The organism is uncultured Bifidobacterium sp., assembly GCF_945269915.1.
GTDB lineage: Bacteria > Actinomycetota > Actinomycetes > Actinomycetales > Bifidobacteriaceae > Bombiscardovia > Bombiscardovia indica.
Genome location: NZ_CALYOY010000022.1, coordinates 1 through 16,608 on the forward strand (window position 1 = coordinate 1; position 16,608 = coordinate 16,608).

The following is a 16,608-nucleotide window of genomic DNA, read 5'->3' on the forward strand; positions in this document are numbered from 1 at the left end:
GATGATCCGTCAAATCGGAAGGGCAAACTTTGGCAACAAACCAGTTTGACCCTCCAATATGTGATTTATGATACAAATCGTAAAGCGCAATTGACGGGAATCCTGATTAGGAAGTGCTGATCAGGATTCTTTGTTCCGCTTTCTCAAAGTGGACTCATTGCATCAGCGACGATGACCGTCGTGACGTGAAAGGAATGGAAACGTGAAAAACCGCTCCAGAGTTATATTGACTTCGATTTTAGCCGCTTCTTTGACCCTGGTTGGAGCCTGCGGCAGCGGTGGTAGCAAGAAGGCAGATTCCGATCAGCATCTGACGATTTCCTGGTGGGGGAACCAGGAGCGCAATGAGCGAACCAAGAAGATTAACGACTTGTTCATAAAGCAGAACAAGGGTGTCAAGATTGATGGACAATTCGCAGAATTTGCGGACTATTACCAGAAACTGTCAGTGGGTGCGGCAGGTAAGACGATGCCGGATGTCATGCAAATCGAGCTCGCGCATTTTCAACAGTTCAAGGATAATGGTCTTTTGCTGGACATGGGCAAATATGTCAAGGATAAGACCATTGACGTGTCCCATGTTGACAAGAAAGTGGTTGATCAGGGCAAAATAGATGGCACTCAGTACGCCTTGACGGCGGCCATCAACGCTCCCGCTCTCGTATACAACAAGACGCTGACCGACAGTTTGGGGATCACTGTCCCCAATAACATGACTATCGAGCAGTTCGAGGACATCAGTCGGCAAATTCACCAGAAGTCTGGGTACAAGACCAACTTCCGTTATTACGAAACCAGCGACGAGTTGGCTTATATGCTCCGCGCCAAGGGGAAGGTGCTCTTCCAGAAGGACAAGCTCGGGGTCAATTCGGCCACTGAGTTGGAGCCTTACTTCAAGGTCTATGAGGATGGGATTAAGGAGGGCTGGCAGTTGGATCCTAAGGTCTTCACTGAACTGAAAGCCATGTCGGTGGAGCAGGATCCGTTGGTTTATGGTACCGACCCCTCCAGAATGTCATGGTGCACCTTCAGATGGTCATCACAGTTCGTGGCCTACCAACCAGTGGCGCCGAATGGGGCCAAGCTGGCCATGGCTTCCTGGCCGTCCGATAACGTGGCCAAGTCCAACTATCTTAAGCCAAGTATGCTGTGGGTCATCTCGAAGAACTCAAAGAACCCCGACCTGGCGGCCAGATGGATCAATTTCTATACTAATAATGTAGATGCTAACAAGATTCAGCTGACTGATCGTGGTTTGCCGATCAGTGACAAGGTCTTGGATGCCATCAAGCCCGATTTGACTCAGCCCGATAAAGACTCCATCGATTTTGTCCAGAAGGTGGTCGCTCCCAAGTCCACCACCATCAACCCACCCGCCCCAAGCGGAGTCACGGAGGTGGACAGCAAGATACTGCCCGCCATCGAAGAGAATCTCTGCTATGGCAAGATTACCGCCAAGGAGGCGGCAAAGCAGTTCTACGAACAGGCAAATCAAAGTCTGTCCAGTTCCCGATGAACAAGACTCGGAAAGAGTGCTGGTCATCCCGGTCGATGCTGGGATGACCGCTTATCAATATGGTAGTGAGAAAATGGAAACGACCGAGACCGAAGTTGCCACCGGATGCATGATACGGGCAGCGGATCTTCGTGTCTCTGACACCTGCTCGATCAGTGATTTCGGAGCGGATCCGCAAGCCGGTCCGGTTGTCAACACCCGGGCCGTCAATGCTGCACTGAAGCATGTTGAGCAAGTCGGGGGCGGCACGGTTACTGTGCCGGCTGGACGGTATGAGGTTTATACCGTGCAATTGCGCAGCCGGGTGAACATCTATATGTGTGAAGGAGCCGTTCTGGCCGCCGCCCGGACTGATATCCGACATGGGATCTGCGACGTCCAGGGGGAACGGTTCACCCAAGAAGGCCAGGGAGGCAACTACCTGGAACCGGAGATAAATCCCTATGTCGGCATCCAGGACCATGCACATTCCTATCTGCGGAACTGTCTGATCTGGGGGGACCGGATCCATGATGCGATGATATCGGGACCCGGACTCCTGGATGGCAGTTGGATTGACTCTGAGGGAAACCGCCATGAGGCCTTGTCGTATTCCGATCCTCGGAATCCCGATTCTCGTTTCAAACCCGGGTACCGGGAGGAATGGTTCGGAAACAAGGGGATAGCCCTTTTTCGGAGCACGCGTGTCGTTCTGTCTGGATTCAAATTCCTTGCAGGCGGCCACTTCGCCATTATCGCAACCGATACCAGCGATCTGCTCTGCGACTCCCTTCTGATTGATACCAACAGGGACGGCATTGACCTCGACTCGGTCACGGATGTGACCGTGCGTCGTTGCCAGGTCAATTCACCGCACGATGACGGTATTGTCGTCAAGGCGTCGATGGGGGCACAGCGGTTTGCTCCTACCAGCAATGTCCTGATTGAGGACTGTGAGGTCTCGGGGTATGACGTGGGATCTGTCCTGGCTGGTAGCCCCAGCGTAGACAGGGTGGCCTGTCATCCGGGAATCAACCCGATTGGAAGAGTCAAGTTGGGCACGGAGGCCACCTGCGGGTATGAAAGGGTGACCATCCGCAGGGTGAGTTTCAGGCATTGTTTCGGTCTGGCCGTAGAAGCCTGCGATGGGTCCGATGTACGTCATGTGCTCATTGAGGATATCGATATGAAGGATGTGACCTGTCCGCTCTTCATCAGGACAGGTGATCGCGCCCGCTATCCCGTGACAGGTCTGGACGGAAACGATGCGGTCGCGGTCGACGGGGATGTCCGGCTGGATCAGCCGGAGTGGGTACTGCCGAATACCAAGGGGCTTGACCTCTATCCGATTCGTCGTTTCGTGCCTTCATATAACACAAACGAGGTGAGGTTGGCCGATGGAAATCTGGTTGAACTTGTTGATGAGCAGAATCCTACCAGGGTCAATCCATCCAATTGGATGAGGGGGCCGGATGGAGCGGACCATCCCATACGGTATGACTCTGGCCAAGGTATCTACGGTCCGGATATGGGGAAGGCCCTGACCCCCGCCGACAAGGAAAGCATGGGCAACGCCGTGGGTGCCGCCCGCTGTGCTCGTGCGGTGGACGTGCGGGTGAGAGGTCTGAATGCCACCGACCTTGACCCGCGTTATCCAATCATCCTTGCAGGATGTCTGGATGGAAGACTGCAGGACATACGCCTGGAAAACATTCACCTGGAATTCAGAGGTGGGTTGAGTCTTGACGACGCTGTTGAGCAGCGTCAGATTACAACTCAGTGGTTGTGCAAGGAAGGCGATTGGCCGACGGTCAGGCAGCCGGTCCAATGGATGGCGGAACGGCACAACAGGGCTGATGAGGCCCTTCTTCCCCGTGTTCGGTGGGATCAGCAATCCGGTGGATGGTTGGACGATCCCTTCAACGTGCCGGAGGATGTAACACAGTACCCCGAGCCGGTCCAGTTCGGCATCCTCCCGGCTTCGGCTCTCTATGCCAGGCATATGGATGATTTTTATCTGTCGGGCCTTTCTGTCGACTATCAGGTGCCTGACTCACGTCCAACCATGGTTTTGGACGATGTCAGGAAAGGCCGCCTGAAGGCGGTGGATGCAGGTCGGAATGCGCGGTTGATCCGTGTTTCCGACGCATGGAAGCGACCGACCGGATTCGAGTATGTCCGGAATGAACCTTATATGGGAACCGGCGTAGAGGACCTTGTCATACCGCCGGAAATGGACGTGGAGGATGTAAATCTGGTCTCTCCTGAGCCAGGGACCCCTCCTGACGATCTCTACCCTTATCCCAACCGGGCGGATGCGGCTTCTGGGTATACCTATACAACCAGGCTAACAGGACCTTCCCGTCTGCCCTCGACGGTCCATCCCCCGTATTTCCAAGCGCAGCAAATCTACAGGATTCGTCCAGGGGAGCGGCTTGACATTACAGTTTCGGTCCGCAATCCGGGAATAGAGGCCGATCTTGAAGAGGGACTTGTCAGCGCCCGGCATTTGCCTGCAGGGGCAAGTTTTGATGGGCACATATGTACCTGGATCCCAACCGAGTCTGGTAGATGGGTTTTGGAGTTCATGTTGGATTGGTCGGGAATGAGATTTTTCCAGCAGGTCCGGGTTGAGGTCAGGAAAGGATAGGGTGATTTTCTGTGTAGCTGATGAAATATCAAAAGTCAGTTTCATGAAAAAAACAGAAAAAATGCTTTATTGTTCACAATGTGAGGTAGCATATGACTGTAGGAGCCCCCATGGTCTTCATCTCGGATTCCTATGACCGGGCTTTTCCCAGTCAGAGAAGAAAGTTCGAGGAAGAGCGAATGTCGGCATATACCGGCCAGTGGAAGATTTGCCTCCTGATGGGAATCACCGGGATGAGTCCGTTGATGGAGCTGTCCTTGATTGCATCGGATACACATAGGTTGGAGGTTTGAGTATGGCAATTCAAGCAACAGTCACACAATCCGGTGGGATGCCAAACCCTCCGCAATCGGGAGTCAAGTTCCGTTCGCACGGCAGGTTGATTCGTTTTCTGCAAAAGGAAAAGGTGGCCGGGGTGGTCTGTTCTGCCCCCTTTATCTTCGGCTTCCTGATGTTTTTGGTTGTTCCGCTTGCCCTTTCTCTGTATTACACATTCACCGACTACAACATTATCGGCGAACCCAGATTCATCGGGTTGGACAACTATATACGGATGTTTACCAAGGATCCGCTGTTCTGGCAGTCGCTCGGTGTGACCTTCTTCTTTGCACTTATATCAACTCCGCTCAGGCTCATTTTCGCACTCCTTGTAGCCTTGCTTCTTCTGAGGAATTCGAAAATCTCGGGATTCTATCGTGCGGCCTTCTACCTTCCCTCCATCCTGGGTGGATCGGTCGCTGTAGCCATTCTCTGGAAGCAGATGTTTGCTGCAGACGGAGTGGTCAATAAGGCGTTGGGTCTCTTCGGGATCCATACACAATTTGCTTGGCTGGGAAATGAGTCCTCGGCCATCTGGACCCTCATTATTCTCGCGGTTTGGCAGTTTGGTTCATCCATGTTGATCTTCCTGGCCTCTCTGAAACAGATTCCCTCGGAACTGTATGAGGCCGCGAGTGTTGATGGGGCCAACAAATGGTCGCAGTTCTGGAAGATCACTCTTCCCCTGCTGACTCCTACGATCTTCTTCAACCTGGTCATGCAGTCCATCAATGGGTTCCTGGCCTTCACCCAGTGCTATATCATCACCCAGGGCAAGCCTAGGAACACGACGCTCTTCTTCATGGTGTACATGTATGACGAATCGTTTACCCGTTATCATGCAGGGTATGGTGCCGCTCTGGCCTGGGTCATGCTACTCCTGATCGGTATTTATACAGGGGTGCTGTTCCTCACCAAACGCTTCTGGGTCTATGACGAGGAGGCCTGATTGATATGAGCATCGCAACAGTCAGCAACAATGATCCCATGATGTCCAATAGCCATTCCGACGACAAGGGTCTTTCGTCGAAGCACCACATCAGGCCGCAGCGCATCCTTTACCATGTGATCGTAATGCTCTGCGCCTTATTGATGGTATATCCGATTGTTTGGATGGTCCTCAGTTCCTTCAAGCCCACAGCCATGGTGCTGGCCACATCCGGTCAGTTGATTCCGACCCATTGGACTTTGGACAACTACTTCAATGGGTTCAAGGGGTTCGCTGGAACCTCGTTCTTCAGGTATATCGGTAATTCCCTGTTTATCTCCATTACCGCCACCATCGGTACGATAGCCTCTTCAGCCATAGTGGCGTATGCCATCAGCAGGCTCAAGTTCCCCGGCAGACGAATTCTCTTTGTCGCCATGCTTCTTTCCATGATGTTGCCGGCCCAAGTGCTGATGGTCCCTCAGTATCTCTGGTATCAGAAGTTGGGTTGGACAAACAGTTACCTGCCCTTAATCGTCCCCTACTGCTTCGCCATCCAGGGGTTCTTCATATACCTGATTATGAATTTCATCGATGGAATTCCTCGTTCTCTGGATGAGGCGGCCAAGTTGGATGGATGTTCCTATTACGGCATCTTTTTCAGGGTCATCTGCCCACTGATAACGCCGGCTGTCGTGACCGGCTGCATCTTCTCCTTCATGTGGCGCTGGGACGATTTCCTTTCGGCACTGCTCTATGTGTCGGATACGGAACGATACCCTGTCTCGCTGGCCCTGAAGCTGTTTGCCGACCCCAGCTCCAGTTCGGATTATGGTGCCATGTTCGCCATGGCTTCGGTCTCCATTCTTCCCAGTGTGCTGATATTCCTCTTCTTCCAGCGCTATCTGGTTGAAGGTGTAAGCACATCCGGGCTTAAGGGCTGAATGAAACCGGGGTGCTTCGATTGAGGATGACATTTATGATGATATGTACTCGACCATTCGTGTCATCATCGATTGGGGGCCCCGGCCTATGAATCTGTATGGTTTCTTCTATGGCAGAAGCAAAGGCCCTGAAAAAGCAGGCAAGAACGATCCGAAGGGTCCTCTGCTCTTCTTGTCGATGTTCAAATGGCACTTCGGCAGATTGGTTGGTCTGAATCTTCTCTTTGTGGTCACCTGTCTGCCTGTGGTAACCATACCCTGTGCCATGACGGCCATGAGCAAGGTGCTTGGCCTGATGCTGAACCGTCGGATTTGCTATCCTGTGTACCACTACCGTCATGCATTCACTGATGAATGGAAACGATCGAGTCTGGTGGGTTGGCTTTTTCTGCTGGCGGTTGTCGCTTCTTTACTCGGGGTCTGGTTCTATCCCCGTTCCGGTCTGTCCTTCGGGAGTATTCTTGGTGGGCTCTGCCTCTTTCTGGCAGCAGTACTGCTGCTAGGAACGGTCTATCTTTTCCCGATGATCGCTTTCACGGATCTTGGGGTGCGTCAACTTATCAACAATTCGTTGTTGCTGGTCTTTTTGTGCCTGCCCTACTCAGTTCTTGTGCTTCTCCTGGATGCCGCCTTTCTGATTTTGCTCTATGTGGGACTGCCATATACGTCGCCGATAATCCCGATTCTGGGTTTCTCTTTTCTCGGTTTGATAGGGAATCAGGCAGCCTGGCAGGCACTTCATCGATATGTTTTCAAGGATGATGCGGCAAAGACCGCTGAAGGCGAAAACAAGGCATAGGAACAGGTTTCTGCAGACTCAAAGCGAGTGGTCGGCAAGACCTGGTGTACGATTCCCCGTCGTTCATGCTCCTGAACCCATACCCACTCAGAATCGTAGGTGTTCGAATGTGTCATGGCGGGGGCTGGAAGCATGGATCACCATGCCGTTTGTTTTATGATTGCTGCTAAGCTGTTCATGGAAATGAGGGAAAGCAAGGATAAACCATGAGTGAACCGACAATTCACGATGTTGCCCGGCAGGCCGGTGTATCTGCCGCGACCGTTTCCCGCGCCCTCAATGGTGGATTGGTCAAAACCCAGACAAGAGACAGAATCAAGGCCGTAGCTAAGAGTATGGGCTACAAATCTGGCGCATCTTCCCGTAAGACCACACTCTCACGTTCCGGAAGCGTAGGAATCCTTGTGACCGATGTAGGGAATTTCTACTTTGCCGACCTTCTTAAGGGACTCTTCTCAGTTGCTCAAGGGGCCGGATGCCGGATGGTCATCGATGACCTGGATGGTGGGGACCCGGATACTGTCATCAAGAGGATGATCGCAGGGACTGCAGGACAGGTAGTCATTGCACCGCGTTTGGACGACGATTTTCTGCGTCGGCGGTTTTCACCTGATAATACGGTTTTCGTCTCCAAGCAACTTGACGGGTACATGTCGGCCTGTGCCGATGACAGATCCGGCATGACTCAGGCAGTTCGGCACCTGGCCTCCTTGGGGCACAGGCGAGTGGCCTATGTTGGCGGATCTGATCGTTCCTGGACGAATACGCAACGAATCAACGCTTTTACCGATAGCGTTGAAGAATACGGTCTGGAAAGCATGGTCCTTGGTCCTTTCGAGCCATCATACGGGGGCGGGGTCAATGCCTGTGACGCCGTCATGCTGGAGCAGGATTTGACGGGGATCGTGATTTTCAACGATCTGATGGCTGCCGGTCTGTTAAGCAGTCTTAAAGAGCGCGGACGCAAGGTACCGGAGGACTGTAGCCTGATCGGCATCGACAACAGTGTGCTTTCGAGAGCAGTAAGACCCAGTCTGACCACTGTTGACGTAAGGCAGGAACGACTTGGGGCGGCAGCGATGCGGATACTCATCGACATGCTCCGTGAGTTTCCCGCATCAGCCGATCCGGGTGCGGGAAAGGAATCAGACCGGATTCCCGAGAGGCTGGTGATCCCCGAGATTCTGCTGACTCGGGGATCAACGGCGCCCCCGTCCAGGAATCTGGACCAAGGGACCATATAAATGCTACTTCCTCCTGGGATCTGCTCATGGCGCCTTAGTATGGAACAATGCTATTGCATTTTCTGAAATAGTTGGCAACTCAAGATGTAATTTTCTACTTCTTTGCTAAGCTGATGCTAAATGGTGGTAGCTGTGCATTAGCCCCATTGAGTAGAAAGGTAGTTCGATGAAGAACACAAGAAAGTTACTTGCCATCGCCACAATCGGTGCCACCTTGATATCGATGGCCGCTTGTGGAGGCGGTTCGAAAGGCGGCGATAGCAGTGCCGATTCAGGTGAGCTGTCTGTGGCCTGGTGGGGGAATCAGGATCGTAACGCCCGTCAGGCCAAGGTCAACAAGGCTTTTGAAGAGGCCAACAAGGGCGTGAAAGTCAAGGGATCCTTCTTCGAGTGGAACGATTACTGGAAGAAACTGTCCACTCAGGTTGCCGGGAAACAAATGCCTGACGTGGTAGCCATGGACTACTCCTATCTACAGCAGTATGTCGAGAATGGACAACTTCAGGCTTTGGACGATTATATTTCGGATGGGACCATAAAAACCAAGGGGATTGACAAGAACGTCCTGAATTCAGGAAAGATGAATGGCAAGACCTATGCCCTCTCCCTTGGATCTTCGTCACCGGCCCTGATTTACAACAAGAAGGTTCTGGATCAGGCCGGACTGACCATGCCCAAGTCCATGACCCTTGACGAATTCGAAAAGATGTCGAAGACCATCTACGAGAAAACCGGATATAAAACCAATTTCCGGTATTATGAAGCTTCCGAACTGTTGGAGTACGTCCTGAGAGGCGAGGGTAAGACACTCTTCAAGTCGAAGAAGCTCGGTGTCGATGCTGCAGATCTGAAACCCTACTTCAAAGTGTATCAAGATGGAATCGACCAGGGCTGGCACCTGGGCCCCGATGTCTTTACGGAAATCCAGACTGGGTCTGTTGAACAGGATCCACTGGTGTATGGAAATGATCCGGGTCGTCGGTCCTGGGTCTCGATGAAGTTCACCTCCCAGCTCACGGCCCTTCAGAAAGTCAATAAGGATGCTGATCTGGAACTGGCACCTTGGCCGTCAAGCAATCTGAAGAAGGCCAATTATGTTAAGCCCGGCATGTTCTTCTCCATTTCCAAGAGCTGTAAGAACCCCAAGCTTGCTGCCAAGTACATCGATTTCTACACCAACAATGAGAAAGCCGTCAAGGCCATGCTGACCGATCGGGGCCTCCCGATTGCATCGGAGTCCTTGAAGGCCATTACCCCTATGCTGAGCCCTGAGGAGAAGAAGGTCATCACATTCATGAATGATGTGGTGATTCCTCAATCTTCGGCCATCAACCCTCCATCTCCTGCTTCTGCAGCAACCGTCAATACCCAGACTTTGCCGCAGATCGAGGAGGCGCTCCTGTACAGGAAGATCAATGCTGAAGGGGCGGCGAAGCAGTTTGAGGATGAGGCCAATTCCTCGCTTTCTCGATAAGGAGGTGTCGTGTCTGTCAGTGGATGGATAGGCACACGCTTCACATTGACCCGGCGTCGTTCTTGACGATGCCGGGTCGTTCTTTTCCCGGCTTGCTGCTTCATCGATACCGGTGTTGTCTATTGGATCCGCAGGGTGTCCACCTGTAGTAGGGGTTTGTATGATGTGCAGAGACCACACGTCGCAGGATGCTGTGAATAAGGGATGGTCGGCTTGGGATTTGCGCACAGTCGGCCTGACCAATGCGATGCCGCAGCTGTCCGTGTTGTCGCCCATACGGATAGTCATGGCTCTGGAAGCCCGGGAACGTGAGCTATGGCATGGCGTACCCCACGTAGGAATTCTGAATGACTGTACAGACGCGCCGGTACAGGTTCATACGGTGGGTCTAAGTGATGTCGATCAGCCTTCCCAGACCCGCTTCATGGCTTGGTATATCTGTTCGTCTGTCTCGTGGTTTTCCATGTTGGTCAGAACGAACACCTTTTGCTCGTCGCGTGGGTAGGTGAAATCCCGTTTCCAGGAGTTGAAATACGGACCATCACCCAGGCAGCGCAGATACCCCATAAGGCTGGAACATACCCATGCAGACTGCTTGACATCCGTCAGACAGTCATTGGACCAGAACCCCTGCCATTTTCCGTGCTCGCGTGAGCGCATGGCCTGGTCGGCCTTGAGATACCCCTCCTTGGCGGCTCCTGCCAGATAGAAGGCGCTGCGATAATTTCCCCTACTGGCGGCGGTCAACGCCTTGCATATGAGTAATGAGGCTCGAGAACAATGCCGGTAGATTCCTGCAGCAACCCCGAGATTGTCCCTGAGAAGAGTGGCGCCATCCACATTACCGGCCAACTCCATCGTCAGAGCTTCCCGCCTTACCTCAGTATCCAGATGTCGATATGGTTCCACCGAGGGTTCTATTCGCGTTTGGAAATCATGAATCTGGCCGGCAAGGCATGACCCTGAACTCATCCACTGCAATTCCGGACTTGGGGATTCCTGATCCTTGAGGAATTGGGTGATCAGCACGCGGGGTACGTAATTGAAATACTGCTCGCCTGCATGCTGATCCCAATGCGGTCCATACTGCACAGCTGCCTGATAGTACAAATCAAGGAGCTTCGACAGGGGTCGGCTGTTGGAACAGCGATAATACCGGCGAAGATACTGGTCGGTTTCCGATCTGACGTCGATGCCTCCTGCTTTCCACATCGAAGCAATCAGGTTGAGCATGTAGACGTGGGGCTTGATGTTGGATGCGTTGATAATCCATACCTGATCTCCGCCGTGGTCCAGCACCTCGGTCAGCTCCCTGCTTATCGTGCGAGGGTCGTTGGTCAGGGGGGTGATGTGGTTGGCCGCCTGGAGGTCATAAAAACTGACATGGAAGTATATTCCATTGTTGCCGTGTCCGTCCGGCATGGAGGGAACACGGGGATCATCATTCTCCTGACGGCGTGAGACCATTCGACCGTAACCGTTGTCCGACCAGATCTTGGTGATTCCCGCGGGCAGGCTGAGCAGGTGCTTGCGATAGAGGTCCATGACCTCTCCGTACAGGTACACGACGCAGGGTGCTCCCGGTTCTGCTTCCTGGACGAGTTGGTACTGGCGCCTGATGATTTCCGTCAGGATGTTTCCCCTGTCCCTATCATCGGTGTAGCGGGGATCAGAGGCCCAGAAGGGTCTGTCTCCCTGCCCTCTGAAGCCTAGGGTCCACAGCGTCTTTTGCCCCTTCTGAGCATTGATCGCCTCTCGCCATAGCGACTCGAATCGGTCACGTTCCTCAGGCCATCTGGGCTCCAGGTTGGGGAATGCTGAAGCGAACATACGTGCACCCAGCGGGCATGCATGATGCTGGTTGATGTAGAGTCCCATTTGTCGGGCCAGGGCCAGATGCGGTTCCCCGCGCTGTCCGGAACCGGGGATGACCAGATTGCCACCCAGACGATAAATGGTTTCGAAGGCCAAACGCCAGGGAAGGTCCGGGTCGTTTTCCACCTGCCAATGCTCGAGCAGCACCTCGTCATTGATGAAGACGCCGCGGTATCGGACGGCGCTTTTCGTGCTTTCCAATTGGAATGAGTCCGGCAAAGGTATCGAGTCGACCTGGGTGAAATGCTGGTCGTTCCAGAACCAGAGGTCCTTGACCCCCAGGACAGTCCTGCTGAAAGCATACAGACCATAGATGAAACCGAAGTCATCGCCTGCTTCGATGCATAGCGAACCATCTGCGACACTGATCCTGTAGGCCTCGGTCTCAAGATTGGTCTGCACGAGGCATACGGGTGAACCTTCCTCGGTGCCTGGCTTCAGTACCGAGGCCAGATCCCGCCTGATGTCGTCGATGGCGTACTCTACGGATGTGCCGGGTCTGTCACAAAGTATCTTGGTGGTTGACCGTATTGTGATGGACATAGTTCCTCCAGAACCAGGCGGTCATTGTTGACCGCTAATACCCTATGCAATACAGGGTATCCATGATTTCTGAAAAAACCATTATTGTTGCCGTAAATTGTTGTTTTCCTGATGCCGTTTACGGCCATTGTCAGGATACGGTTAGGCATAACCGATGGATGCAGTTGTGCCTTAGCCGTATGACCGACATGATATCTTCAGACATTGCCGGGGGCTTCGCCTATCGACTCGCCCTGCCTGGATGGTCGGTTGAGACATCACCCTTTCTGTCTGCCATAACCGGAGGTCTCTGGTCGTCTATGTTTCGAGGTTGCGAAGACCGGGAGCAGAAGGCCGATCGAGGAACCCGGACCCGCCATTCCGATTATGGGGGAGGGGGTCTTGATGCCGGTTGCTGTCAGTGCTGATGGACTGATCTTCTTGCTGTTTTGAATGACAGGAGGCTTTGTCGGGTGACGGTCCATGTAGTGATTTTGTCGATCGAGTCAGATGTTCCCATGACGGTCCCGATGTCGCCGGAACCCGTATTCGTATGATCTTTACTGCGGGTTACCTCGATTACATACTTTCCTGTTTCACCTGTAAAAGAATCGGTGACGACTGTAATCGTGGTAAGACCGGAAAGGAGGGGTACCGTAATTGTGTTACCGGCTACAGGGATGCCGTTGACCGTTATCGACTGCCCGTTCCATCCCCGTACCCATTCGACGGTCACATTCTTCACCGCGTCTGTGAGAACCTGCCGGGGGATGTATGGGTGGTCGTCCCCCTGACCATCGTAGGCAAAGTCGTCTTTGAAACTGAGACCGTCCAATGACAGTCCCTGAAGGTAGGTTGTCTGGGATGGATTGGTGCGGGTGATGTCAATATGATAACGATGCTCCGTTCCGTCCTGTGCCGTGACGGTCACCGGGATGGTTGTTCTGATGGCGGCATCCTGATCAGGGGCAGTCGCGACAAGCTCGACATCTCTTTCCATACCTACCGGTTCACCGTTGATGCAGACCTGGGCCAGGGGGTCCGTAGGGGTGATGGACAGGGTCACCTTTCGGGTGAAAGGATTTTTCAAGGTCGCGGCAACAGATGAGCTGGCTGCTTGTATGGGCAGGGAGAGCGATTCATTGGCGGTCCGTATCCGAACAGCATCAAGAGTTACGACGTTGGTGTGCGCCGGTTCTCCCTTTCCGATTCTGAGATAATCCACCAACCAATCTCCGCGGTTGGAACCGTTGATAAACAGATTGAAGTAATCCAGGGTTCCGTCAGCAGGTGTCGTCCTCAGGGGTTGGTCCCGGACCACGGGATTGTTCATATCGTCTACGTAGAGACTGAAGGTGCCGGTATCAAGATTTGCAACGTTTTTGATTTGGTACCACTTCCCCACAACGTAAGGGCAGACTGCAGTGGTCTGGCTGGAACCCACGGTCGCATGGGTGATGATATTTGATCCGGAGAATCCGAAGGTGGCCGAGGGGTTGCTTGAGGCAGCCGGGTCCGTTGTATTCCACTCAAGCGCATTATAGGAATATATGGCCGCCTGATTGGGGGACGGGTTGGCGGTGGTGCGCTTGACACGCGCCTCCATGGTGACCGTCCCCTTCAAACCCAGTGGGCGCTTGTTGAACACCGCCAGTGTCCCCTTCCTGCTCGAGGTCTTATCTAGTTTGAGGTATCGGTTTGAGGGGTTTTCCGGATCGGACTCGATGGATGTCGAGCCTATGCTGTTCAGTTTCTGCGAGGTCAGTGCACCGTCCCTCGTCTCGACGAAACCACCCAAGGGTTCCCTGTTGAAATTCTCGTCGATGATGGGTTCATAGGTTTGTATCTTCTTCAGGTCAAGATTGAGATGTGTGGTGCGCGCAGCCTCTATCGATATTCCTGTCTGCGTCGCGGTCTGATATCCGGATTTGCCGGCATCGACCTTGTAACCCTTGCCTGCGGGAATCTTGTTTATGCGATACGTTCCGTTCCTGTCGGTGGTTCCGTCTGCCAGGGTATCTCCGTTGCGGTTCTTCACTGCGACGTCGGCTCCGGGGACACCCGTACCCATGGAGAATACGGTTCCGCTCAGGGCCCCCTTGGTGGTTCTGACCTGCCCCAGAGACAAATCAAGTATCACAGTCTGACCGTTGGCTACCTGAACCGTCACGATGTTTCCAGGATCGTAGCCGTCCTGTTCGGCGTTCAGTCCATAGGTCCCTGCCGGTAACTCCACAGCGTAATGCCCGTTGGAATCGGCAACGATCTCGACGGGGGCATTGGATAGCCTGGCCTGCGGGACAGGGCGGCCCGCCCGATCAAGGACCGAACCGGCCAGTACGCCATCACCCGGTTGTGGGGAGTAGGACCCAGGGCCGATATCGGGTCTCGTGTTGAGTGTTTTTCCCGAAAAGTCCACTGAAGCGGTCGTGCGGTCCGTTACATCCGCACCGGTGATTTTGAATCCAGGTGCCAGAGTTGCAAGGTTGACGGGAAGGCCTGCTGCTATGAGCGGAGAATCAATCGATCCGATGGCTATGTTACCTATATCAACTGCAGGGTCCCCTTTCAGGTGAGGATTTCCTGTGACGGCTGATGCATCCGATGGGGGGGAGGGAAGGTCTTCGCCGTAATAGGCATTGTCTGAGAAGGTGACGCCGCCGGGCCCGTCTTGGAAGAGTACGCCATTGGTTCCGGTTTTGGTGTTGATGAAAGCATTGTTGAATAGGTAGTGAAGGTTCCTGTCCGTGCAGATTCGTGACGTGTCCCCCGAAGAGGCAAAGAAATGTACCTTTCCGTCTGTATTGGCGGGCCCAGGACTCTGTGAATTGTAGAGGAGATTATTGTAAATCACGTTGACTCCGGAATCCCCGTGCGGGTTGATGTAGTTCCTGTCCACATTTCGTACCAGGTTGTATCGAACCAATGCTGAACTAAAGGAGAAACCACACAGGAGGAATCCCTCACCCGAATCGTGGATGTAATTCTGTTCGAAAAGTATGTTGGAAGTCCCCCTGTCGGCATCAATGCCATTTGAATCAGCGGCTCCTGTGCGCCGTTCCAGGTCGCCGACTTCGTTGTTGGTCACACGTATGTTGTCGGTCCAATACAGTTCGATACCTGAAACCCCTGCTCCATCGATCAGATTGTCTTCGATGGTTGATCCTTGTACGCTGGTCAGGTAGATGGCATCCCACCCGTACTGAGTGTTCTTATTGGACAGGTAATTCCCGCGTATGATGATTTTTGTGTGGGGAGACCAGTCGGGATCTTCTTGAAGTGTCCCCTGAGTGTCTACGCTGGCCATCGCCCGATCGCCCCAACCCGGCTTCTTGTCTTGGTATCTCGCTGTGCCCATTCCAGAGAACTGTTTGAAGACAATGTTGGCAAAGGCGGTATCGATAATGTAATTGTCATATATTTGTATGTCTTTGAACCGGGATGCGATTCGCGAATCACCCTTGAGACCTTCAAACACGATGCCACCTGTCCTTTTCGATCGGTCAACTCCGGCCTTGCTGACGGACCAGGTCACTCCTGCCACATCGTGGATGAAGAGATCGTGAATCAGATATCCGCTTTGGACGCCGGTGCTTGCCGCTTGGATATGGAGGGCGCGGAGATCGCCTGTATCAGGGTTTTCCGTGCCAGGTACCTGACCGCTTCCGGATTGGGCGCTAAAATGCATGGAGTCGAATCCGTCTTTCTGGTTGCTGATATCAAGATTGGAAATTTCCCAGTATTGCTGATCGGTGAGCTGAATGGTGTCATTGACTACTCCCATTCCCAGAAGTTTCGGAGCAACACCCTCACCATAGCTGGACAGAATTATCGGACGGTCTGAACTTCCTGAGCCTTTTGGCGCTAGGAGCGCACTCGGCATAGCTCCAGCCTCACCATGGGTGTCGGTGGGTCGATTCCCGTTCCACGCAGTGAATGAATAGGCTTCTTTGGCTGTGGAAGAACCATGGGCCGACCATGTACTGCCAGCCCTTAGGAGGATTTCATCACCGGGATGGAAGGTTATTTGGTTCGGCTTGGACAGTGTCTTCCAAGGACGTGCCGGGCTTTTCCCGTCATTCGTATCATTTCCGTGGATGGAATCCACGTAGTATGCAGTTCCTAACGGTTCATGGTCGTTTTGGTCATGAACCGAGAGGCTTCGATGTTGCCCGATGAAGCGTCCTTCCTGACGCAGCCCGCCTTTGTCGGTATAGCCGGTGGTTCCTGATTGCTTATGTGAAGAAGGAATGAGTGCATTGGCGGAAGCCGTAGCGCCTGGAATCAGGCCGGTGATGAGCAGGACCGTCAGCAGCCAGATTCTGTAATGGGGTAATGCTCTCATGCTTTTGCTTCCAA

9 protein-coding genes are annotated in these 16,608 nt (G+C 53.3%); 7 read left to right on the top strand and 2 right to left on the bottom strand.

The genetic code is table 11. The features are described from left to right. Positions 1-202: 202 nt before the first annotated feature. From Q0K62_RS05275 to Q0K62_RS05305, 7 genes are all read left to right on the top strand, one after another. On the top strand, positions 203-1,516 hold the full coding sequence (locus Q0K62_RS05275; RefSeq protein WP_297316937.1) for an ABC transporter substrate-binding protein: 1,314 nt from the start codon (positions 203-205) through the stop codon (positions 1,514-1,516). A gap of 286 nt (positions 1,517-1,802) precedes the next feature. Beyond that, positions 1,803-4,145: a right-handed parallel beta-helix repeat-containing protein gene (locus Q0K62_RS05280; protein ID WP_297316938.1), complete on the top strand. Its 2,343-nt coding sequence runs from the start codon at positions 1,803-1,805 to the stop codon at positions 4,143-4,145. Positions 4,146-4,440: 295 nt separating this feature from the next. Further along, complete coding sequence (locus Q0K62_RS05285; RefSeq protein WP_297316939.1) at positions 4,441-5,412, top strand: sugar ABC transporter permease; 972 nt, start codon at positions 4,441-4,443, stop codon at positions 5,410-5,412. A gap of 5 nt (positions 5,413-5,417) precedes the next feature. Further along, positions 5,418-6,335, top strand: coding sequence for a carbohydrate ABC transporter permease (locus Q0K62_RS05290; protein ID WP_297316940.1), 918 nt, complete (start codon positions 5,418-5,420; stop codon positions 6,333-6,335). Positions 6,336-6,378: 43 nt separating this feature from the next. Then, the gene (locus Q0K62_RS05295; protein WP_297316941.1) at positions 6,379-7,134 is read left to right on the top strand and encodes a DUF624 domain-containing protein; all 756 of its coding nucleotides are present in this window, start codon (positions 6,379-6,381) and stop codon (positions 7,132-7,134) included. 206 nt (positions 7,135-7,340) lie between these two features. Next, entirely contained in the window at positions 7,341-8,378 is a 1,038-nt protein-coding gene (locus tag Q0K62_RS05300) for a LacI family DNA-binding transcriptional regulator (RefSeq protein ID WP_297316942.1), read from the top strand. Between the two features lie 223 nt (positions 8,379-8,601). After that, entirely contained in the window at positions 8,602-9,852 is a 1,251-nt protein-coding gene (locus Q0K62_RS05305; RefSeq protein WP_297316961.1) for an extracellular solute-binding protein, read from the top strand. 402 nt (positions 9,853-10,254) lie between these two features. Here Q0K62_RS05305 and Q0K62_RS05310 read toward each other — a convergent pair whose 3' ends face one another. Both Q0K62_RS05310 and Q0K62_RS05315 read right to left on the bottom strand, forming a co-directional pair. After that, positions 10,255-12,270 carry a glycosyl hydrolase 115 family protein gene (locus tag Q0K62_RS05310; protein WP_297316943.1) on the bottom strand — a complete coding sequence of 672 codons (2,016 nt, stop codon included), beginning with the start codon at positions 12,268-12,270 and terminating at the stop codon, positions 10,255-10,257. Positions 12,271-12,667: 397 nt separating this feature from the next. Further along, complete coding sequence (locus Q0K62_RS05315) at positions 12,668-16,594, bottom strand: carboxypeptidase regulatory-like domain-containing protein (protein WP_297316944.1); 3,927 nt, start codon at positions 16,592-16,594, stop codon at positions 12,668-12,670. Between the last annotated feature and the right edge of the window lie 14 nt (positions 16,595-16,608).

What these genes read in the sequence shown, in the direction of transcription:
- Q0K62_RS05310 (WP_297316943.1), bottom strand. Translation starts at nt 12,270, where the DNA reads ATGTCCATCACAATACGGTCAACCACCAAGATACTTTGTGACAGACCC.
- Q0K62_RS05295 (WP_297316941.1), top strand. Translation starts at nt 6,379, where the DNA reads ATGTACTCGACCATTCGTGTCATCATCGATTGGGGGCCCCGGCCTATG.
- Q0K62_RS05290 (WP_297316940.1), top strand. Translation starts at nt 5,418, where the DNA reads ATGAGCATCGCAACAGTCAGCAACAATGATCCCATGATGTCCAATAGC.
- Q0K62_RS05285 (WP_297316939.1), top strand. Translation starts at nt 4,441, where the DNA reads ATGGCAATTCAAGCAACAGTCACACAATCCGGTGGGATGCCAAACCCT.
- Q0K62_RS05300 (WP_297316942.1), top strand. Translation starts at nt 7,341, where the DNA reads ATGAGTGAACCGACAATTCACGATGTTGCCCGGCAGGCCGGTGTATCT.
- Q0K62_RS05315 (WP_297316944.1), bottom strand. Translation starts at nt 16,594, where the DNA reads ATGAGAGCATTACCCCATTACAGAATCTGGCTGCTGACGGTCCTGCTC.
- Q0K62_RS05305 (WP_297316961.1), top strand. Translation starts at nt 8,602, where the DNA reads ATGGCCGCTTGTGGAGGCGGTTCGAAAGGCGGCGATAGCAGTGCCGAT.